Genomic DNA, 21,487 nt, shown 5'->3' on the forward strand with positions numbered 1-21,487 from the left:
TTCCGAAACACCCGTTATGCTCATTCCCTATGATGATCACTACCAAAAGGTTGCCAAAATTCTGAGCGATCGCTTCGGTGTTTTATTATTTGAAGATCTAGAGTTTATTCAGCGTCTTTCTGTTCAGCTTCAAAGCATCTTTGGTCAGGAATTTTTCGCTCGTCCTAATCAGTTTCGTAAACAAGCTTGCTGGTTTGGCCCCTTTGATGAATTTCTCTACATTGACACAGACCTGATTGTTTTCGAGCCGATTATTCAATGCCTTGATGCTCTCTCTGAAGCAGACTTTGTTTGCTATGACTATCAACATGCTGGAGGTCTGAAGGACGTTTTCACATCCACCGTTCTCGAGCAAGGCATTTTTACAGAAGAAGATTTGCGGGGAACTTTTAACGGCGGTTTGTGGGGATCTCGCAAGGGATTAATTACCGAACAGGATTTGTACGACACCTTTGCTGAATGTGCCGCCCACCCAGAATATTTTGATTTTTCTAAGAAAACATCCGACCAACCGATCATTAACTACATGGTTTTACGTCGGTTTCCTCGGCGTTGGAATTGGACACAGCGGCCCGCAAAGGGGCCCGGAAGCTGGGCCGGTAGCAAACATTTTGTTTGGCAGGGCGATCGCTTGATTGATCCGAAAGTCAACAAGCCCGTTCCCTATCTGCATTGGGCCGGCATTCGACTCCAGCCCGGTTGTCCCTACTGGGAACTGTGGGAGCAATATCGATATTTACACGAACCAAAACCGACCGTTTCCCCGTTGGCCCCGCCACCCCCGCGATCGATCTGGCAACGGGCCCTGACCAAGGCCAAACGCATCCTGAAGCCCCATCCCAAACGCTAGGGCCGATCACTCGGATTCGCAAACCCCCGGTTCTTACATCTCAAAATCCTGAGGGGCAAGGGGCTTAAGCCCCTTGTCTGGAGTGGCTGTTGGTTTGAGATCGTGATTGCTCTGGATCGTGATTGCTCTGGGATGATCACCCGTTGGCGACCATCACCCGATCGCCCCCCCTTGAAACCCAGCCAACCTTAGTAAATCCGTTCGATCGCGTAATGTGCCAACCCCACCAAGGCCTCCCGCGCCGCCGACGGAGCCAACACCATCACATCCTCGATCGCCTGCTCCACGTGATGTTTCGCCAAAGCACGAGACCGCTCAATACCCTGGCTCGATCGCACCAATTCCAGGGCCGTTTCAATATCGCCCTCCTCTGAAAACTCCCGCTCGATCGGCCCCTCCAGTTGGGGGAACTCCTCCAGCGCATACAAAACCGGAGCCGTCAGATTGCCGCTGCGCAAATCTGACCCCGCCGGTTTCCCGAGCACTTCATCGGAACTGGTGAAATCGAGAATGTCATCCACCACCTGGAACGCCAAACCCACATGGCGACCGTAGCTATAGAGCCGCTCAGCCACCGATCGCTCCACATCGCTCAGAATCGCCGCCGCCTTGGAACTGTTGGCCACCAGCGATGCGGTTTTGTAGTAGCTCTTTTGTAGATAGGCTTCCAGGGTCAGGCTGGTGTCAAAGCGATTGAGGCCTTGGTCAATTTCGCCCTCCGCCAAATTCATAATCACTTCCGAAAGCAGCTTCACCACTTCCAGATTATCCAAATTCGCCAAGTACCAAGAGGACTGGGCAAAGAGGAAATCGCCCGCCAGCACCGCCACCCGGTTGTTGAAACGACTGTGTACGGTGGGCACACCCCGCCGCGTTCCGGCTTCATCCACCACATCGTCATGAACCAAGCTGGCCGTGTGGATCATTTCCGTAATTTCTGCCAACCGTCGATGTCGGGCCGTAATTTCCGCTGACCCCATCGTGGCCCGGGCCACCAACAACACAATCGCCGGTCGCAAACGCTTGCCGCCTGCACTGAACAAGTGCTCTGCCGCTGCATAGAGGATCGGATGCTTTGCGCCAACCAGCTTGCGCAGGTTCATCGTCATGGCATCAAGATCGGCTTCAACCGGAGAAAGCAGGGAAATCGTCGAGGTCATGGATTGGCCCGGTGCAGCATCAGGTTACGAAATTTTACGCATTCTGTGATTATTTTAAGCTAACCCCAGACCAATCCGTGTAGATGAGTGGGATCGGGATTTGTCAAGGTTACGGTGATTGATCGGGGATCGCTGTTGCACGAATGCCCATCAATACGGGCTTTTGGGGATTTCTAAAGATTTGTAAAAACCACCAAAAATTCACTGTCAACCCTGAGAAATCAGGTGTTATTCTATAGGTCAGGGGTTTCTAAAAACTTCATGGGAAAGCTGCCCGCTGCAAGCTTTGCCGAATTGAATAGGACTGGACTCCGAAATGTGAATTGCGTGAGCACTCTCACACAAAGACGACCAGATCCAAGCCGCTATCAGGTCTGCTGACCCGAACCAATCCGGTAGCGATCGCGAATCAGCATCCTTAAGGGTGTTCCGGTTCCCGATGGGATGGTTCTATTCAGTGAGGCCCAGACCCAGATAGGGGTTAAGCACTAGGTTGGACTCCGATTCTCAATTGCCTTGAGTCAGGGTTCGGCCTTGGTGTGCGCCATGGTGAGTGCTGTCATTGTTTTGAAACGGCGACCGGGGGATGTCGATCGCGTTTTGAACCATATTTCAGTGCTGGCTTCAGCGCGACCATATTTTCAGCTCACAAAAACTATATTCATGTACAGTTACTGCTATGAACGCGCTGGGACTGTTGGTGGGATTGGCCCTCTACCAAGGATTGGTGATCGCAAATCGGTATTCATTACCGATTAATAACGTGGCGCATTTGGTGTTTCCGCAGCAAACGTCTTGGACTATTTTGGGGGCATCGGTAGTCTATTTGGCGGTGGTTTATTTGCTGCTGTCGATCGCACAGCAACGCTATAAAAACCGCTACCAAGAAGTCGCTGAACGAGTTACGGAATCCAGAGGCGATCGGGTGGAATCGTTGGGGTTATCGGATGGTCGCGACCTGGCCACCAGACGCTTTTAGCTCCAGGAGCAAAAGTTGAATAAAGGTCAAACCAAGAAGGCAAAGGACACAATATCCAACAGGTTCTCTCTAGCAGCATTTCTCTGATGAAATGATTGAGTTCAACCAAGATTGGATTCAACTCTTGGGTTCAAATATAAAGATCTCAAGTCCCTAGTCAATCCAAGTTGCTGTAAGCTTTTGCCACAACAGAAACGGGGTACTGGTTAAGAGCCAGTGCCCCATTTTTATAGCGTTTTTGGCGGGGCTTTTGATGAGGCTTTTGATGAGGCTTTTGATGGGGCTTTCGTGGGTTAACAAAGTTGCCTATCACGATCGCCCATTAAGATCGCCCATTAGATCGCCCATCAAGCGTTAACGTTCTAGACCGCCTCTCAGAATAGAAATTCTAGCTAACCTATTGAGCGAGGCGTTCTTTGCAGGCAAAAATCCGCTCGATCGTTTCCTCAACGGCCTTATCCGGCGTGGATGCACCGGAAGTGATGCCCACGGTGATCGGCCCGGCGGGTAACCAGTTTTCGGCGCGTTCGATGTCACCGTGGAGGGGTTTGTGCTCGATCGCCCGCTCATCCACAATTCGATCGGCACTGTCAATGTGATAGGAAGGAATATGGCGTTCGATGGCAATTTCCTGCAAATGGGTGGTGTTGGAAGAGTTAAACCCACCAATCACAATCATCAAATCCATCGGCGCATCCACCAACTCAAACATGGCATCTTGCCGTTCTTGGGTGGCATCACAAATGGTGTTGAAACTCATGAAGTGCTCGTTCAGTTTGTCGGGGCCAAACCGTTGCATCATGGTGCGCTCAAATAGTTTCCCGATCGCCTCGGTTTCGCTCTTGAGCATGGTGGTTTGATTCGCCACACCCACCCGATCGAGATCCTGATCGGGATCGAACCCTTGAGAACAGGCCTTGGCAAACTTGGCGAGAAACTCTGTCTTATCTCCGCCGTGCAGAATATAGTTGCTGACGTATTCCGCCTGCTCCATATTCAGCACAACCAAATATTTATTGGCAAAGGAACTTGTGGCGATCGTTTCCTCATGGTTGTATTTCCCATGAACGATCGAGGTGTAATCACTTTTTTTGTGTTTTTCAACGCTGTTCCACACCTTCGCCACCCAAGGACAAGTGGTGTCTACGATGATGCAACCGCGATCGTTCAACAGTTGCATTTCCTGCACACTGGCCCCAAACGCCGGCAGAATCACCACGTCTCCTCGCTCCACCACCGAGAAGTCTTTTTGGCCATGGTTCACTTCAATGAACAACACGCCCATCTGTCGCAAATGGTCATTTACCGATGGATTGTGGATGATTTCATTGGTGATCCAAATGCGCTCCTTGGGGAATTGTTTGCGGGCTTCATAGGCCATGGCCACCGCCCGTTCCACCCCCCAACAAAACCCGAATGCCTGGGCCAAGCGAATGGTCACATCGCCCCGGGTCAACACATTGCCATTGGCCCGCAGTTCTTGAATTAAACCGCTTTGGTAAGAGGTGGCCATAGTTTCAGCCACCGCTTCTCCGTGACCAAACCCGCGCCGAAAGTAATTATCGGAATGGTTCAGCGATCGCCGAAATGCTTTGGTATCCAGAGGGGCGGCGGTTTGGGCGGCGCTGTCTTGGGTCTCGGGGGCCAGGTCGGTGACGGGCGTTTCCATGCGATCGCTCTCGGGATTTAAATCGAGTTTTGTTTAAACGGCTCGGCCCCATTGTATCAGGGGCGATCGGGCAGTGATGGGCCGGATCCGGCGGCAGTGATGGACTTCCTGCGCAACCTATTCCCCATCTTTTTCCCACTCCAAATCCGTTGGCGGTTCGATCACCCTCACATCTTCTCGATAGAAGTGCCGGATGCCTTGGCCCTGTTCCACTCGCACCGTCACCGCCCGATCGCCCACCTGTGCCACCTGGCCGCGCAGGCCGTTCCAAATTGAGTCTCCGTCGGGCCGCACCACTGCAATTTCCACCCAATCCCCGATCGACAAGGGTGAATGCTGCTGCTTGGCTGCCGCTTTCCAAAGAATCCAATCCCGCAGCAAATAGTTCACCTGCTTGGGAGCCTCGTCTTGGGGGCAGTGGCCGACCCCTTCCAAATTCACAAACCGCTCAACGGCTGGGTATTGTTCGAAGGCCAACCCACGCTCGATCGGCTCCCAAGGATCCGCCGCGCCCCACAGAATCATGGCCGGACAAGGCAGCTTCGGGAGCAAGTCCTCTGGCAACGGCCCTTGGGAATAGCGCGTGAAGGCCAAGAACACATCGGCCGCCCCCGGATCACGTGCCGGTTCCATCAGGATCTCCACCAGCTCATCCGTCACCGCGCTGGTGTCTCGGTAGGCTTGGCAAAGAATTTTGCGCACGGTGGCCGGCTGGGCAATTTGTTGGAAAAAAGTTCGGCCCAACCAAGGCCAACCCAAGATTTTTTGCAAATAGCCGGAGCCAACTCGCTTGAACCAGGGCAGCTCGGCCCGGCGGCGATCGTGCAACAGGCGCAAGGAACAGTTCAACAACACCACCGCCCGCGCCAGCTCGGGGTGGTCAACGGCCGCCTGCATGGCCACCACGCAGCCGATCGAGTTGCCCACCAAAAACGCCGCTTCCCCAACCACCTCGCGGCAAAAGTCCGCCACCAACTGCCCCCAAGTCTCGAAGGTGTAGCGAATTTCCCGATCGGGCGTGGGCTTGGCTGACCCCCCAAAACCAATTAGATCAAGGGCAAATACTCGGCAATGTTGCGCCAAAAAGGGAATATTTTTACGCCAATGCCGCCAGGAAGCGCCAAACCCATGGATTAAAACCACAGCGGGGCCAGCATCACCCGAATGCTGATAGCAAATGCGATGGCCTTGCCAAGTCCAAACATAAGGACAAGCATCGGTGGCGGAAAATTGGGTGAGTTCAGGGGCGATCGCAGTCACGGTAGGGGGAAAGGGATTGGAAAAGGGAGCCTAACGAGATTGTAAAGCTGATAATTATCAATTTCCTTGCGTCGATTCAGTCGATCCAAAGAAGCGCGTTACCCTGGAAGAAAGAGTTCGATCGATTGAGGCGGTTACCATGCAAAGCGGTTGGCGCGTGGGGTCGATCTTTAACATTCCGCTACTAGTCGATCCATCGTGGTTTTTAATTTTGGTTTGGTTTTCGGCCGCCAACAGTGTTGAGTGGGCGAACCGCTATCCCGATTGGGGCGCGGGGCTAACTTGGCTGTTGGGTTTGCTGACCGCTTTGTTGCTCTTTGGCTCCGTGCTGGTGCATGAGTTGGGTCACAGCTTGGCGGCCCGATCGCAAGGCATCGCCGTGAATTCGATCACCCTGTTCATGTTTGGTGGTGTGGCTGCGATCGACCGGGAATCCAAAACCCCCGGCGGCGCAATGCAAGTGGCGATCGCGGGGCCCCTCGTCAGCTTGAGCCTGTTTATTTTGCTGTCCGCGATCGGGCGGTTGGCTCCCACCAGTCCGCTCACCATCCTTTGCTTAAATTTGGCGCGGATCAATTTAGTGTTGGCGGTGTTTAACCTGATTCCCGGTTTGCCCCTTGATGGCGGCCAGGTGCTGAAGGCACTGGTTTGGAAAGCCACCGGCAGCCGGTTTACGGGCGTGCGTTGGGCCGCCAAAGCGGGCCAGGCGATCGGCTGGTTGGGCATCAGCTTGGCGGCCTGCCTGATCCTGTTTGTGCCCGGTGGTCTCCAGGGTTGGTGGATTGGGTTAATTGGCTGGTTCTGTTTGCGAAATGCCGCCAGTTACGAACGCCTGACCACCGTGCAAGAAGCCCTGGTGAATGAACGGGTGGCCAATGCCCAGTCCCGGGAATTCCGGATCGTGGACGGTCACCTGAGCCTGCGGGATTTTGTGGATAACTATCTGCTGACGGCCGATCGCCCGGAATACTTTGTGGCCATGGATGGCCGAGATCGGGGCCGGATTGATCCCGAAAGCCTCAAAGCCATTGACCATGAGCGCTGGCCCTGGATTCGGGTGGTGGATGCCATTGAACCCATTGACCGCCTCGCCTCGATCGCGGATAGCGCCACCCTGGCCGAAGCGGCCCTGCTGATGGAAGAACGGCAGGTGAAGCGGTTGGTGGTTTTGAGTCCGATCGGTTCCGTGGTGGGCACGCTCGATCGCGCTGACCTCACCCGCCAAATCATGCAGCGGCTCAAAATCGTGATCAATGAAACGGAACTGAAGCGGTGCAAAGCCGAACATTGCTACCCATCGGGCTTTAACCTCGGGGCGATCGCCCGCACCCTGGCTGAAGAGATGGCCTAGGGGCCTGCTGGCCCGGTTGCCACCGCTCTCAGTTGCTGCTGTTCTGGGTGGCGACCGCTTGGCCAGTCGTGAATCCCAGGCAATCTTGTTCACTTGCTCGTCTTAATTTGCTTCCTGATTTGCTTACTTTTGCTTACTTATGAACTGGACTCCCGAAGCCGAAGCCAAGCTCAAAGAAATTCCGTTTTTTGTACGGCCCGCCGCTCGCAAAAAGATCGAGAAATTCGCCCAAGAAGCCGGTGAAACCACCATCACCGTTGAAGTTTACGAAGCCGCCAAGAAAAAATTTGGCTAGGGATTGCTTAAGGCTGTTCTTCTGTGGCGGCTCGGGGCGATCGACTCGATCGGCGACTGATCTACTGATCTACTGATCTATTGGTGGCGCGGGGCGATCGATTCGATCGACTACTCATCCCCTGTTTGCGTTTGCTGTTCCAGCACCGTTTTCAGCACCAACGTCACCAACGCCAAGCAAGCCAACAGCAACGCCGCCGTATAGGACGCTTGGGTTTGATATTGCTTGTAGGCTTCCTCCACATACAGCGGCAAGGTCTGCGTTTTGCCCGCAATGCTGCCGGAAACCACCGCCACCGCCCCAAACTCGCCCATGGTGCGAGCATTGGTCAAAATCACCCCATACATCACACTCCAGCGAATGGATGGCAACGTCACTCGCCAAAAGATTTGCCACTCATTCGCGCCCAAGGTGCGGGCGGCTTCCTCCTGGTCTTTGCCCAAGTCCTCGAGCACCGGCAACACTTCCCGCACCACAAAGGGCATCGTTACGAAGGCCGAAGCCAAGACCATGCCTGGAACCGCAAAGATGATTTTTACATTCCACTCTTGGAGCAGGGGCCCAAACCAACCTTCCCGCCCATAGAGCAGCACCAACATCAACCCCGCCACCACCGACGGTACAGAAAACGGCAGGTCAATCACGCTTAATAAAAAGGCGCGACCGGGAAAATTGCGCCGCGTCAAAGCCCAAGCCGCGCAAAGCCCAAAAACCGTGTTCAAAGGAACCACAATCACCGCAATCAGCAGCGTCAGCAGAACGGCTTTTTGAAAGTCGCTCTCTTGCAGCGCAGCCCAAAACCCCGGAAAACCGCCCGCGAGCGCTTGGTAAATCACATTCAACAGGGGAATTACCAGCACCAGCAATAAATAGGCGGCAACTCCCAAGATGAGAGTTAGTTTCACCCAATCAACTTTGAAGTTTTTTTGGGGCAAAGACTGGGGAGCGTTGGGGGGATTCAGAGGAGTCGAAGCCATAGTGACCGACGGGGAAAAGTTCGCAAAGGTGGATTGACGAAGGGGTGGCGTGCGGCTGGTGGCGGCAGGCGCGACGCACTTTTAACGATTAACTTTTAACGATTAATCGTGAAAGGACTGCAAACAGCGGTTGCGGCGGTCGCTTCCATTGGGGAAAAAACTAGTCGTAGCGGCGACCCCAAGCTTGCAGCAGGTTAATGATCAACAGCATGACCAGGGAAATCAGCAGCATGGTGGTGCCAATGACGGTGGCTCCTTCAATGTCGTACTGTTCCAGCTTTTGGAAAATCAAGACGGAAGCGACCAAATCTTGAAAAGGCACGTTGCTGGCAATCAACACCACTGAGCCGAATTCCCCCACCGATCGAGCAAATCCCAGGGCCACCCCCGTGATGGTGGCGGGCAGCAGGGGCGGCAACAGCACTCGGGTGAAGGTTTGCCAAGGGGAAGCCCCCAAGCTCCAGGCCGCTTCTTCCAGTTCCGATTCAATTTCCCGAATCACGGGCTGCAAAGTGCGCACCACAAAGGGCAGGGAAATGAAGAGCATAGCTACCCAAACCCCCGTGATGGTGAAGGAAACGCGGACTTTCAGGGGAGCCAGCAGGGAGCCAATCCAACCCGTTTCGCTGTAAACCGTGGCCAGGGTCAGGCCGGCTACGGCGGTGGGCAGGGCGAAGGGCAGGTCGATCGCCGCATCCAGCAGCCGCTTCCCGGGAAATTGGTAGCGCTCCAGCACCCAAGCAACGATGAACCCCGCCAGACCATTGACCGCAGCGGCCAAAAAAGCCGTTAAAAAGGTGGCCTGATAGGTGGCCAGGGCGATCGGGGCGGTGGCCGTTTCCCAAAAGCTCTCGATCGAGAGGGTGCTGGCTTTGCTGAACATGGCCGCAAAGGGCAACAGCAACAGCAGCAACATGTAGCCGATCGTGACCTGCCAGGGAATGGAGAGGTTCTGGGGCCAGGCCCAGCTGCGACGCGGACGGCGGGAAGTTGCGTTGGCGGTCATAGGGATTTTGCAACGAAGTCGTTTTCAGGATAAGCCAAAGGGTTCCCGAAAGTACACATTTCCAATCGATTTAGGGGAGATTCTTCAGAAACTCGGGGTCTAGCGTCATGGGTGTGATGCCCGGGTGATACACGGGCAATGTGTGGGTGATCTCCGGGTAAGTCGCCATGGAATGCGTTGAATGGGCGATCGCCCCCTGAGCGGAAGAATGGCCCTTAGAACTCTCGTCGCGAAAAGGCGAAAATTGCCCCACACAACAGCAGCACAGCGTATAAAACCCCATACACCGCATCACCGATCAACAGATGCCCCTCGGGAATCAGGCCATACACGGCGAGGTTTTTGAGGTTAAACCGCTCCAAATCCGGCAGGATCAGATAGAGAATTTCCGTCAGCCGCTGCATGAAGGGATCTTGAAGCTGAATCCCGATCGTCAGCAGGTTGCGGCTGATGTGGCCCATCAGGTAAATCGCCAGGGTCAGCACAACCGCCAGCAGGGGGCTAGTGAAGGATCCCAGCAACAGGGTCACCGCCGCAATCAGCACCAGCTCCAGCCAAGCAAACAGAGCCGTCAACACCATGGCACTGAGTTCAAAGCTGGCCCGTCCCCACAACCACAGGCCCACCGTTTGCACCAGCGTGGCCCCCGTGACCCAGGCCGCCAACAGCATCGACAGACCCAAGTGCTTGCCCAGCATGAATTCTGTGCGGCTGAGGGGCTTGGCGATCGCGAGCAAAATGGTGCGGCGTTCGATTTCGCGATCGATCAGCCTTGTGCCCACCAAAATTGTCACCAACAGCCCCAGCAGACTGGTGGCGGCCAAGCAGCCATCAAGCACAATTTTGCCAGCGGAATCACCGGCGGAAATTAAGGGCACTAGGGCGATCGCCAGCACCAAGGCTACGGCATAGACCAAAAGTAAATAGCCGATTTTGGCGCGCCAAGCCTCCAGAAAAGCATTGTGGGCGATCGCCCAAATTCGCTGGCCACTGAACCCAGCCAAGAATGCTCGCCAACCTGTTAATTGACCCATGTTCCTGACGAATTCTGAACGCAACGTGAATACAAGAGAGAAAGGGCAAAGTCGCTGAATTCAACGTTGATTGATCGGGTGTCGATTCCTTCAAGATCAATCAACACTAATCAATCCTAAATCAATTACAGCCTTTACCTAAAACGATTGGCACGCCATATCGTGGGTCTCATGGAGCAATTATCAGGTGAGCAATGCCCACCCTACGGGCTAACGCTGGATCTGATGTTAATTAGTTCAAGGATGATTGATCCAAAACTAATTAACTCAAAGCCAATGAAGCCGAAGTTACGATCACTCTGTTGATCCTAATGATCCTAATGAGATCGATCAACCCTATTGAAACAGATCGACTGGCCAGACAAACATGCTAGCCGCATAGGCTCGGACATCGTTATTATTCAGAGCTGGATGTTGATCAATCCAGGATTGAATCATGAAAGCAAACCGAATCCAAAAGGCCAGCAAGAAATGGCCCAGCAACCACATTGCCAAAGGAATGCGTTCTTTGATCGGCACTTTGTAGCGAGAATCCGTGGGCTTGCTGAGAAAGTCTTGGACAATTTTGATGGTAATTGAACTGAGCGGAAAGGTTAAGCAAGCTAAGTACAGGGCATCGGTGCGATCGCTGCTGGGATCCGCCAAAAACCGATAGAGCAACAGGGAGCACAGAGCACCGGCCATCCAGGGGCCAAGGGAAACGCCCCGAATTTGAATTGGCTTTTGCTCGATCGACCAAACCACCCCAGACAGGGCCAACATCAGGGCACTGAAGCCCGCAAAGGTGCGCTGTAATTCCAGGTTATTCGCCCCCAACCGTGCCATCACAGACAAGATTAAAAAGCCAATACTAACCCAGAGCAGAGTTTGCCAGGAAAAGGCTTTTCTGGGTTGTACAATCTTCCAAAAATCACCGCTGATTTCTTTGAGCATTGTCTGTCAATTTCCTATAACTTACAGTCGTCTTACGGTTGTCTTTGAACTCGATGAGTCACCCTAAGCCTGACGAAGGGCAAAGAGAATACTTTGAATGGCAATCACCAAAGCGCCAATGCCGGTGCTGGCAATATGTCCCCAAAAGATCGTTTTTTTGGCCAATTCACTTTGAATGGACTGGTAGCGCTGAAAGAAGCTCTGAAGCTGCTTGCGCATGGTGATGGTGAGGGTGGGGGTTGTTTCGGTTTCCGGCTCTTCCGGAAGGCCCAAATCAGCACCGGGGGCAGGATATTTCAAGATTAAGTCTAGGAATTGGACAGCGATTGACTTCAGTTCAAAGATCAGGAAAAAGACGATCGGGACAACAATTAATAACCAGTTATTTAGCTCGCTCGACCAAACGCCTTGCAAGATCAGCGACTGCAAATCGTTTTGAATTGAGGGCGGGAACAGCTCATAGGCCGTGAAGAAACAGGCCCACCCCACGCACAGCACCAACAGTTCCATGGCGGCGGCATATTCCACGCTGCGGCGCTGGTTCATGCCCGCCAGTCGGTTGAAGATCACCGCTTCACTGGCGATCGCGATGAACAGAAACAAAATCTGAAAAATAACGGTGGGCAAAGGCAGGATCAGAGGCATAGGGGCGATCGGGGGGTGTCAGGGTTTGCGGGCTGGAAGTTGGGGCCGGTTAATGCTGATTTTACCGGGCTGGCTTCTCAGCGATCGGGGGGGTTCGGTCGCGATCGAGCTGATCGGGGCGATCGGGTCTGGGCGCTTCGGTCTAAGATCCTGAGGGCGCGGCATTGGGATTATGACCCTGCATTGGCCCTGCATTTTGCATCGCTGGCGCTGCGGGAAAAGCGGCGGCCGGAGCCTGGGGCTATGCCTTGTTCCCTGTCCCGTTGACGACCCGAGCGGCACCAGACACAGGCCCCTGAGCAATGGCTCAGATTCCGGTTTTTCAGTAACCTTCAGCAACGTTTGTAGCATCGGCATGAGAACCGCACCACGAAACGGCATTGGTATTCGCACAGCCCAGACCCGCGACGATCGGGAATTGGGGCAAATCCACGTCTACGATGGCGCGGGTAAGGGCAAATCGCAAGCGGCCTTGGGCGTTGTGTTGCGATCGATTGGCTTGGGCATCCACAGCGACTGGCAAACCCGAGTTTTACTGTTGCGGTTTTTGAAGGGGCCCGATCGCCCCTACGACGAAGACGCGGCGATCGCGGCCTTGCAGCGCGGCTTTCCCCACCTGATTGACCAGGTACGCACAGGGCGATCGGAATATTTCGGGCCCGAAGGCGTGACCAAGTTCGATCGCCTGGAAGCCCAGCGGGGTTGGGATGTGGCCAAGGGGGCGATCGCCTCGGGGCTATATTCCGTCGTCGTGTTGGATGAAATTAACCCCGTGTTGGACTTGGGGTTGCTGGATCTCGATGAAGTGATCAGCACCCTGAAAAACAAGCCATCGGAGTTGGAAATTATTGCCACAGGCCGCAGCGCCCCCACGGCCCTGCTGGATATTGCCGATTTGCACTCGGAAATGCGCCCTCGGGAATTGGATCCCAACCTGAACTTGGAAGGCATTGAAGGCATTGAAATTTACACGGGCGCGGGCAAGGGCAAATCCACTAGCGCCCTCGGCAAAGCGCTCCAGGCGATCGGGCGGGGCATTGGCCGGGACAGTTCCCACCGGGTGCTGATTGCCCAATGGCTGAAAGGGGGCAGCGGCTACACCGAAGATGCCGCGATCGCCGCCTTGCAACAGAGCTATCCCAGCCTGGTGGATCATCTGCGGTTTGGGCGCGACGCGATCGTCTGGCGCGGCCAACAACAGGAACTGGACTACATCGAAGCGGAGCGCGGCTGGGAACTGGCCCGCGCGGCGATCGCCTCGGGGTTATATAAAACGATCGTTCTGGATGAGCTAAACCCCACCGTTGATTTGGAATTGCTGGATGGGGAAGCGATCGCCCGCGACCTATTACGCAAACCCAAAGATACCGAAATCATCATCACAGGCCGTTGTTTGAATCCACCGGCTTATTTCAACCTAGCCAGCGTTTATTCGGAGATGATTTGCCACAAGCACTATGCGGAAAAAGGCATGGATCTGAAGCGCGGCGTGGATTTTTAGGACTGAATTTCAGGTTTGGATTATTCACAGGAATCCTAGCGTTGTTTCAGCACCAACAGGGTCATATCATCCTCAGGCTGCTGGTGATTGAGATGACTTCGTAAATCCGCAACAATCGCCTCGATAATTTCCGCTGCTGGGCGATCGCGCTGTTGACAAGCCACCCAACAAAGCCGCTCTAATCCATAGGCTGTCTGCCGATCGCCCTGGGCTTCCGTGATGCCATCCGTGTAAAGCACCACCACATCACCCGCTTGTAGTTCCAGGGTCGCTTTCTGCACCCAATGGGCAATATCTGGCTCAATCCCGATCGGGAAACCCAAATCCATCGTGTCAAATCGTTCGATCGCGCCGCTCGATCGAACCACAATCACCTCCTCATGCTGCCCCGTTAAACACAGCCGCCCCCCTTGATAATCCAACAGCGCCAGGGTGGCATGTTTGTGCAAGTTCATGCGCTGTAGGTTTTCATAAATTGCACGGTTAATCGTGTTTAAAAAGCGGGCCGAGTTATGCTCACAGGCCGCCAACAGGGTGCGAGCCGCCATTTGAATCATCAGCATCAAGAGGCCGCTTTCTAGGCCATGGCCCGTCACATCACCGATGCCAATTTTGATGTGATCGCCCTGACAAATCACATCGTAATAATCACCGCTCACTTCCGCCGCGGCCGCCGTGAAGCTGGCAATTTCTAACGATTCGATCGCCGCCAGTTCACTCTTGGGCGGCAGCAACATTTTGTGTAAGCGATGGGCAATTTCTAACTCCGCTTGGGTTTTGGTTAAGGCTAATTGGCTGTTGCTCAAGGCCGCCTCCACCTGCTGGCGGTTGTCCATTTCCTGGCGCAAATCCTGCAAGGCCGTTTGCAACTCCGCCGTGGCTTGGTCAACGGCCCGTTGCAGGCGGGTCGGTTCGCCCATCAGCTTCCAAACCACTGCCCCCACCCCAATCGACAGCGCACCACCCAGCAGCCAAATCACCCCCGCGACCGGGGAGCGATCGCGCCAGCCCGATCGGGGAATTGCCGCTAACTGCCAAGTGCCATTGGGAATCGCCACCCCCACCAACACCGGATCCTGTTGAAAAACCTGAGCCTGGCCCCAAAACACATCGCCCCGCTCTCCCAGGCCATCCTTGCCCCGAATGGTAAGCGCCAATTGCTGGCTCACCTTTGGCAAATCCGCCGCTTCATAGATCGCCATTTCGTCCACCACCACACTGGCCAGGCCCCAGTAGGTCGGTGACGCGTTCAAGCCCGGTTGATCCACCACAAAAGCCGGGGTGCGGTTAATGAAAGCGACTCCCCCTTGCACCAACTTCACGGGGCCGGCAATGGTGGAGCGCTTTTGTTGAATGGCACGTTCCACGGCGGCCCGTTGCTCCGGTTTGGCCACCAAGTTCAATCCCAGGGCCAACTCATTCCCCTGCAAGGGGTAGATATGGCTAATGACGGAGTTTTTAGCCAAGTTGACGCTGCGGATGCCGTTGTTTTTTTCCAGCAGCACCGTACCCATGCGGGCAAATTCCGCCTGAGTCACTTGGGGATTAGCCGCCACATAGGCCGCCAGAGACTCGGCCAGCAGCAATTGGGAGTTGATATAGCCTTCGAGCTTGGCGCGAACCGTGCTGAGTTTGCTGAGTACCGTGGCCCGTTCCTGGCTGCGAAATTGGCGGTTTTCGGAACCGACCAACACACTGGTTGCCACAAGCACAATCAGGGCCGCCGCGGCCGCGGCCCCGATCGACTGGGCCTGGCCAAATCGCAGTGGGGGCGATCGGCGCAGGGAAGTGGGCATAGACGAGATCTCCAGAGAATGCTGTTGCAATCGCCGTTGGTCTCTGAGTTTAACGGGTATAGTCCGGCGGCCGATCTCCGGCTGTGGCGGCTTCGGACGGTTCGATCGGAACCGTCACCGGATCCAATTCTGGCTCGCCATCCAGGGGCCCTTCCAGCACCGGGGCGATCGCCCGGGGTCGGCGGTTCAGCAAAGCCGCCGGCCAAGTCACCCACTCATGCATCAACACATAAAGGCAGGGGATCAAGAACAGGGTCAGCAACGTGGCCAGAGACAACCCCGAAAACACCACAATCCCCAAGGGTTGCAAAAATTCTCCGCCAGCCCCCATGCCCAGGGCCATGGGCAACATCCCCAAAACCGTGGTGATCGTGGTCATCAGGATCGGGCGGAGCCGCTGGGGTGCGGCCTGGACGATCGCGGCCTTGCGGGTGAGTTGGTATTGTTCGCGCAGTTGGTTCGCCAGCTCCACCATGATGATGGCGTTGTTCACCACGATCCCCACCAACAGCACCGCGCCCACCACCACCGTGGCCCCGATCGCCGTTTGAGTCCAATAGAGACCGAGAATCCCGCCGGCCACCGCCAGGGGAATCGCAAACATGATCACCAGCGGGTCAATTAGGGAGTTGTATTGCACCGCCATCACCACAAACACCAGGAAGGCCGCCAAACCACCCAACAGGGGCAAGGCTCCTTGGATTTGGCGATTGCTTTCGGCGGCGGGGCTGGGCAACCGGGTCACCCCCGCAGGCAACTCCAGCTTGCTGAGGATTTGATCCACTTCCGCCAGGGCATCGCTGAGGCTGGCTCCGGGATTCAGGTTCCCGGCCACCAAAAACACCGATCGCTGGTTAATCCGCTGAATTTCGCTGGGGGCTTGGGCACTGTCAAGGCTGGCCACTTCGCCCAAGCGCACGAGCCGATCGGCCCCGGCAAACAGGGGCAGGTCTAGCAGTTGGGAGGGGTTGCTGATGGCAGCGCGATCGAGCCGCACGCGCACATCAACCAACCGGTTCCCCCGCTGCAATTGGGTGGGCACGGAACCTTGGATCGCCGTTTCGATCGCCCGGCCAATGTCCGTGATGTCCAGATCCAGATCGGCCAAGCGGGTGGGATCCGGGCGAATTTGCACCTCCGGCTGCGGGCGATCGCCATCGGGCCGGAAGGCCGCCAGCGTGGCTTGCTCATCAAGGGCCGTCAACACCTGCCGCCCGGCCCGTGCCAGGGCCGCCGGATCATTCCCCTGCAAAATCACGTCCAACTCAGCCCCCCGCACGGGCGAGTTATTCAAAATCAAGCCCCGCACTTCCCCGGGCCGCAACCGCAGGCGAATATCCACCAAATTCAGCTTTTGCAGTTGCCGATTCACCCGCTCCACATAGGCTTCCACATCAGCCCCCGGTTTCAGGGTGATGGTGCTGGTGCTGCGCAGGGGATTTTCGTTGGTGTTGCTGCCAAAGAGGGATCCCCCGATCGTGGTAAAGGCGTATTCCGTTTCCGGCTGTTGGCGCAGGATTTGGTCAACCCGTTCCATCACCTGGCGATTGGTTTCCAGGGTGGTGCTGGGTGGAAAGATCGCCACCAATTGCGCCTGGCCCGTGGCAATGCGCGGCAGGATTTCTTGGGGAATGTAACCAATCACGGACAGGCTGCTGACCGTGAGGGCCGTGGCAATGACCAACACCACCAACAGCCGCACCCGCATTAGCCCGCCCAGTAGCCGGCCATAGTTGACCATCACCCCATCCATCCAGCGATCGAACGCCCGCAGGGGCCACCAACGACCCACACCGCTCGACCAACGCACCGCCAGCAACCGCGCCGCCATGGCTGGAACCACCGTGGCCGCCACCAAAATTGAGGCCGCCACCGCAAAGCTAATGGTCAAAATCAGTTCATTAAACAGCAGGGCAATGAACCCGCCAATGAACAAAAAGGGCAACACGGCCACCAAGTTGGTGCTTGTGGAAGCCAACAGGGCCGACTCCACCGCTTGGCTGCTGGCGATCGCCCGATCGACCACTTCCGCTGGCTCCACCTCTCGGCCATTGGCGCGGGTTCCTTCCACGATCGCTTCCATCATCACGATCGAGTTGTCCACCACAATCCCTACACCGAGGGCCAAACCACCCAAGCTGAAAACGTTGATCGTCAGACCCCAAAACCGCATCAAAATCACCGCCGCCAAGGTGGCCAGCGGAATCGAAATTGACACAATCAGGGTTTGGCGCAGGGATCCCAAAAAGACAAAGACCGCAAAGGCCGCCAACCCTGTCCCCATCAAGCCTGAGGAAATCACGTTGGAGACAGCGTTTTGAATAAACACCGACTCATCTAGGGTAGGCAACAGGGTCACATCCGCCGGAATCGTGCCATTGGCCGCCAGTTCCTGAAGCCGCTGTTTGACGGCGGCCACCACGGCGATCGAGTTGGCATCGGGCTGCTTTTGCACACTCAGCTTCACCGACGGCTGACCATTCAAGCGCACTTCCACCCGCTGCTCCGCCGTGCCATCCACCACCGTGGCAAAGTCGCTGAGGGTCACCGTTTGGGTGGGGGCGCTGCCGTTGCCATTCCGCACCACAAAGGGCAATTGGGCTAACTCAGCCGCACTGCGAAACCGGCCCGTGGCCCGGGTCAGGGGTTCCCCATCGGGGGCATAGATTCGGCCACCGGAAATATCTTGGTTGCGATCGCTCAAGCCATCCAACACCGTTTGCAGATCCAGCCCGATCGCCTGGAGCCGTTGCAGATCCAGCGTGACCCGCACCTCTTCTTCCACCCCACCGGACACATCCACCGAGGCCACCCCATCCACCACATTCAGCTCGCGCGAGAGTTCCTCATCGGCAAACACCCGCAACTGAGCAGGGGATTGGGCAGGGGAGGTCACCGCCAACTCATAAACCGGTAACTGGGAGGGGTCAAATTTAAACAGCCGCGCATTTTCCACCGCGTCCGGCAGTCGGCCCCGGGCCCGGTTAAAGGCCGCCGTTGCATCATTCAGGGCTTGATCTAAGTTGCCGCCCGGCTGGAAATATAAATCTAGACTGATGCTGCCCTCTCGCGTTTGGGAATACACCTGCACCACGCCTTCGGTGGCTGAAAGGGCCTCCTCCAGCGGACGGGTAATTTCATCGATCGCCACTTCCGGTGACACGCCCGGTGCATCGGCCCGTAAACCAATCCGGGGATAGGTGATGGAGGGCAGCAAGTCCACTTGCATGGTGCTGACGAAGAAGCCCCCGAGGACGATCGCTGCCACTGCCAACATCAGGGTGGCAATGTGACGACGAATCGACAGGGCGCTGAGACTAAAGCCCGTGGGCCGCGAATCAAACATTTGCCTTACCTCGCGGGTTCAGAAATTGCACTCAGTCGCACCCGATCGCCCGCGGCCAGGGGGCCGCTACTGCGCAGGACATAGCGATCGCCCGGTTGCAGGCCCGAGAGCACCTGCACCTGGCCATCAAACCGGGATCCCAACTGCACCACCCTTGGCGCAACGGTTACGGCTTCTCCTTCCCCTTGCACCACAAATACCGTGCCTTGGGTGGGATCCGGCGCGTTGGCGGCGGATTGCCCAGCTCCGGCAGAACGCCCCCCTCGTCCCCCCGGCCCACCGGGAGCGCGATCGGCCAGATCGGCCACCGCCAAGGCCCGCTCGGGAATGGTGACTCGGGCGGTGGCCGCCTGGGCAAAGCTCACCCGGGCCAACAGCCCACTCCCCAAGCGCCCATCGGGGTTAGGAATGGTGATTTCTACGGGCACTTGCCGAGCCACCGCGTCGCCCAAGGGAGAGATGGCCGTGACCCGCCCGGTAAATTCTTGACCCGGCAAGGCATCCAGCCGCACCCGGGCCCCTTGCCCCAGCCGCACACCCGCCAGGGCCCGATCGGACAGGCGCACCAGAATCTTGAGCTGGCTAAAGTCACCAATGCGGATAATTTCACTGCCCGGTTGGGCCAGGCTGCCGGGTTCCAGCAGCTTGGCCAGCACAAGACCGCTGAGGGGCGATCGCACCAGGGCAAAATCCTGACGTTGGCGAGCCTGATCGGCGATCGCCTGTTGGGCGGCCACCCTGCGCCGGGCTACGGCCACGGTTTGCTGGCGGGTTTTCACCTGTTGGCGGGCGGCCTGGAGGGCTTTGGCGGCAGTTCCCACGGCCGTGCGGGCATTTTCCACGCTTTGCTCCGCGATCGCCCCTTCCCGAAACAACCGCTCTAAGCGATCGAGATCAGATTTAGCCTGTTGCAGTTGCAGTTCTGCTTCGCCCACTCGGGCCTGGGCTTCGCCAATTTGGGCTTGGCTGCTGGCCACTTCCAGCTCCCGAGCAGAAACCTCCGCTTGGGCTTCCGCGGCCTCGGAGGTCAACAACCGTGCATCCACCCGCGCCAACAATTGTCCTTGGCGCACCGGTTGCCCCACGTCCGATCGCATGTCTAGCACGTAGCCTTCCACCCGCGATCGCACGGCCACTTCTCGAAAGGGCTGAGTCGTGCCGCTATAGTCCTGGGTGGTTTGCTGAGTGGCGGTTTTGGCCAAGGCCACATCCACCGAAGGCGGCCCCGCTCGATCGGCCGCTCCCGGCGGGGCCGGTTGGGCATCGCTGGGGGGAATGGCGTTTTGGCAACCGCTGGCCAACAGGGCCAAACCACAGAGGCCACTGAGCCACCGCCGCCGGGTGGACTGTGGGCCAAATTGTCGTTGCCCCCGCGTCACGGGCATGAAACCGAGCCTGACGCGGGAATTCGTTTCAGGCTCGGTTTCAAACCCAAGCTTTGCAAAAAGGCCAGGGCGGTGATTACGACCCGATCGAGACCGCCTTTGGGGCGATCGATCCAAGCCGATCGGCAACCCAAAGGACACCGTTGGAGGAACTGAAAGGTTATTCATGGGTCGATCAGTTGATGGGAGCAGTTAAAGCTGTGGAGCAGTTCTGCCGGAGCCGATCGCCCCGAAAGACTCGATGGCTCGTGCCATTGGCTAGTCGGACTGGCGCGATCGACGGGAGGATTAATTTCGTAATGGTTCTTTACAGAAGCAGTGCTACCTTAGCGCACCTGATCCCAATCCCGCCGAAAAAAATTTGGTCGATTGGGTTGACGAATCCAAACTTTTAGGCGATTATTAACTTCGCTGAACGGGGCTATAGCTCAGTTGGTAGAGCACTTCAATGGCATTGAAGGGGTCAGCGGTTCGAATCCGCTTAGCTCCATCCCGTTCCCCAAAGAACAGCAAGCTAGCAATAAACTTAAAAATAAACCCAAACGGTTGAAGAGATCCTCGAAAATTTAGAGGAGATCTGAAGCCCCAGTTCTGAATATTCCAAACTGGTTCCAAACCGGTTCCAAACTGAACATTCAAGACTAAACACTCCGGACTGAATATTCAGACTCAATATCCTGATCAGCAGCTACTTCCCATGGCGATCGAGATTGAGCGGAAATTTTTGGTGCGATCGAACCGTTGGCGCGATCTTGTCCAGCCGGGCAAGCGCTACCAACAGGGCTATCTGTGGTCGGATCCCGTGCGCACCGTGCGGGCACGCATTGCAGGCGATCGGGCATTTCTAACCATCAAAGGCCAAACCGATGGCCTGGCGCGATCGGAATACGAATACGAAATTCCCGTCATTGATGCCACGGAAATGTTGGCGACGCTCTGTGTTTCACCCCCGATCGACAAAGTTCGCTATCGGTTACCCTGTGCGGAAGGTTGCTGGGAAATCGATGAATTTTTTGGCAGCAATGCAGGACTCATCGTGGCGGAAATTGAACTCGATCGCCCCGATCAACCGGTGCAATTACCAGACTGGATTGGTGAAGAAGTGTCTCATGATCCCCGCTATCGCAATTCTGCCTTAGCCGATCGCCCCTTCAGCACTTGGTAGTTTTTAAGGCAGATTGGTAGCTTTTCGGGCAGTTTTTTCAAGCCGTTTTCTCAAGCAATTGTTTAATTGAAAGCAATTCAAGCAATTGTTTAATTGAAAGCAATTGTTTAATCACCCGATGGCAAATACCAAATT

The 21,487-nt window shown here is 56.1% G+C and carries 16 protein-coding genes, 1 tRNA gene and 1 pseudogene; 7 read left to right on the forward strand and 11 right to left on the reverse strand.

Annotated elements, in window-relative coordinates; genetic code table 11:
• The coding region (locus tag AMR42_RS18540; RefSeq protein WP_234407097.1) for an Npun_R2821/Npun_R2822 family protein at positions 1-850 on the forward strand (850 nt) is incomplete at its 5' end.
• A 188-nt stretch (positions 851-1,038) separates the two neighbouring features.
• On the opposite strand, the gene sds is transcribed toward AMR42_RS18540, so the two are convergent.
• Complete coding sequence (gene sds / locus AMR42_RS18545) at positions 1,039-2,010, reverse strand: solanesyl diphosphate synthase (protein WP_099535223.1); 972 nt, start codon at positions 2,008-2,010, stop codon at positions 1,039-1,041.
• Between the two features lie 679 nt (positions 2,011-2,689).
• Between sds and AMR42_RS18550 the strand changes: the two genes are divergently transcribed.
• Positions 2,690-2,989 carry a hypothetical protein gene (locus AMR42_RS18550; RefSeq protein ID WP_099535225.1) on the forward strand — a complete coding sequence of 100 codons (300 nt, stop codon included), beginning with the start codon at positions 2,690-2,692 and terminating at the stop codon, positions 2,987-2,989.
• A gap of 397 nt (positions 2,990-3,386) precedes the next feature.
• Here the strand turns inward: AMR42_RS18550 and AMR42_RS18555 are convergent, their stop codons facing one another.
• Positions 3,387-4,592 (reverse strand): 4-hydroxy-3-methylbut-2-enyl diphosphate reductase, encoded by a 1,206-nt coding sequence (locus AMR42_RS18555; protein WP_099535279.1) that lies wholly within the window; start codon positions 4,590-4,592, stop codon positions 3,387-3,389.
• 426 nt (positions 4,593-5,018) lie between these two features.
• Positions 5,019-5,909, reverse strand: a pseudogene (locus AMR42_RS18560) (alpha/beta fold hydrolase); the annotation flags it as partial.
• Between the two features lie 148 nt (positions 5,910-6,057).
• Here AMR42_RS18560 and AMR42_RS18565 point away from each other — a divergent pair.
• Both AMR42_RS18565 and AMR42_RS18570 read left to right on the forward strand, forming a co-directional pair.
• Positions 6,058-7,269 carry a site-2 protease family protein gene (locus AMR42_RS18565; protein ID WP_099535227.1) on the forward strand — a complete coding sequence of 404 codons (1,212 nt, stop codon included), beginning with the start codon at positions 6,058-6,060 and terminating at the stop codon, positions 7,267-7,269.
• Between the two features lie 139 nt (positions 7,270-7,408).
• A complete protein-coding gene (locus AMR42_RS18570) occupies positions 7,409-7,564 on the forward strand; it encodes a PCP reductase family protein (protein ID WP_099535229.1) in 156 nt (51 codons plus the stop codon).
• Positions 7,565-7,674: 110 nt separating this feature from the next.
• Here the strand turns inward: AMR42_RS18570 and cysW are convergent, their stop codons facing one another.
• The 5 genes from cysW to fraC form a co-directional block, all read right to left on the reverse strand.
• Entirely contained in the window at positions 7,675-8,541 is an 867-nt protein-coding gene (gene cysW / locus AMR42_RS18575) for a sulfate ABC transporter permease subunit CysW (RefSeq protein WP_099535231.1), read from the reverse strand.
• Between the two features lie 160 nt (positions 8,542-8,701).
• Positions 8,702-9,547 (reverse strand): sulfate ABC transporter permease subunit CysT, encoded by an 846-nt coding sequence (gene cysT, locus AMR42_RS18580; protein WP_099535233.1) that lies wholly within the window; start codon positions 9,545-9,547, stop codon positions 8,702-8,704.
• Positions 9,548-9,762: 215 nt separating this feature from the next.
• Positions 9,763-10,581 (reverse strand): ABC transporter permease, encoded by an 819-nt coding sequence (locus AMR42_RS18585; protein WP_099535235.1) that lies wholly within the window; start codon positions 10,579-10,581, stop codon positions 9,763-9,765.
• A gap of 336 nt (positions 10,582-10,917) precedes the next feature.
• The gene (locus AMR42_RS18590) at positions 10,918-11,514 is read right to left on the reverse strand and encodes a DUF5357 family protein (RefSeq protein ID WP_099535237.1); all 597 of its coding nucleotides are present in this window, start codon (positions 11,512-11,514) and stop codon (positions 10,918-10,920) included.
• Between the two features lie 63 nt (positions 11,515-11,577).
• Complete coding sequence (gene fraC / locus AMR42_RS18595; protein ID WP_099535239.1) at positions 11,578-12,159, reverse strand: filament integrity protein FraC; 582 nt, start codon at positions 12,157-12,159, stop codon at positions 11,578-11,580.
• A 355-nt stretch (positions 12,160-12,514) separates the two neighbouring features.
• Between fraC and AMR42_RS18605 the strand changes: the two genes are divergently transcribed.
• Positions 12,515-13,660 carry a cob(I)yrinic acid a,c-diamide adenosyltransferase gene (locus AMR42_RS18605; RefSeq protein WP_099535242.1) on the forward strand — a complete coding sequence of 382 codons (1,146 nt, stop codon included), beginning with the start codon at positions 12,515-12,517 and terminating at the stop codon, positions 13,658-13,660.
• A 35-nt stretch (positions 13,661-13,695) separates the two neighbouring features.
• On the opposite strand, the gene AMR42_RS18610 is transcribed toward AMR42_RS18605, so the two are convergent.
• From AMR42_RS18610 to AMR42_RS18620, 3 genes are read right to left on the reverse strand one after another with little or no spacing between them, the layout of a single operon-like run.
• Positions 13,696-15,456, reverse strand: coding sequence for a SpoIIE family protein phosphatase (locus AMR42_RS18610; protein ID WP_099535244.1), 1,761 nt, complete (start codon positions 15,454-15,456; stop codon positions 13,696-13,698).
• Between the two features lie 49 nt (positions 15,457-15,505).
• Positions 15,506-18,802: an efflux RND transporter permease subunit gene (locus tag AMR42_RS18615; RefSeq protein ID WP_099535247.1), complete on the reverse strand. Its 3,297-nt coding sequence runs from the start codon at positions 18,800-18,802 to the stop codon at positions 15,506-15,508.
• Positions 18,803-18,807: 5 nt separating this feature from the next.
• Positions 18,808-20,355: an efflux RND transporter periplasmic adaptor subunit gene (locus AMR42_RS18620; protein ID WP_234407098.1), complete on the reverse strand. Its 1,548-nt coding sequence runs from the start codon at positions 20,353-20,355 to the stop codon at positions 18,808-18,810.
• 249 nt (positions 20,356-20,604) lie between these two features.
• On the opposite strand from AMR42_RS18620, the gene AMR42_RS18630 reads away from it, so the two are divergent.
• Both AMR42_RS18630 and AMR42_RS18635 read left to right on the forward strand, forming a co-directional pair.
• Positions 20,605-20,677: transfer RNA gene (locus AMR42_RS18630), tRNA-Ala, on the forward strand.
• Positions 20,678-20,884: 207 nt separating this feature from the next.
• On the forward strand, positions 20,885-21,352 hold the full coding sequence (locus AMR42_RS18635) for a CYTH domain-containing protein (protein ID WP_099535251.1): 468 nt from the start codon (positions 20,885-20,887) through the stop codon (positions 21,350-21,352).
• Positions 21,353-21,487: the final 135 nt, after the last annotated feature.

The organism is Limnothrix sp. PR1529, assembly GCF_002742025.1.
GTDB lineage: Bacteria > Cyanobacteriota > Cyanobacteriia > CACIAM-69d > CACIAM-69d > CACIAM-69d.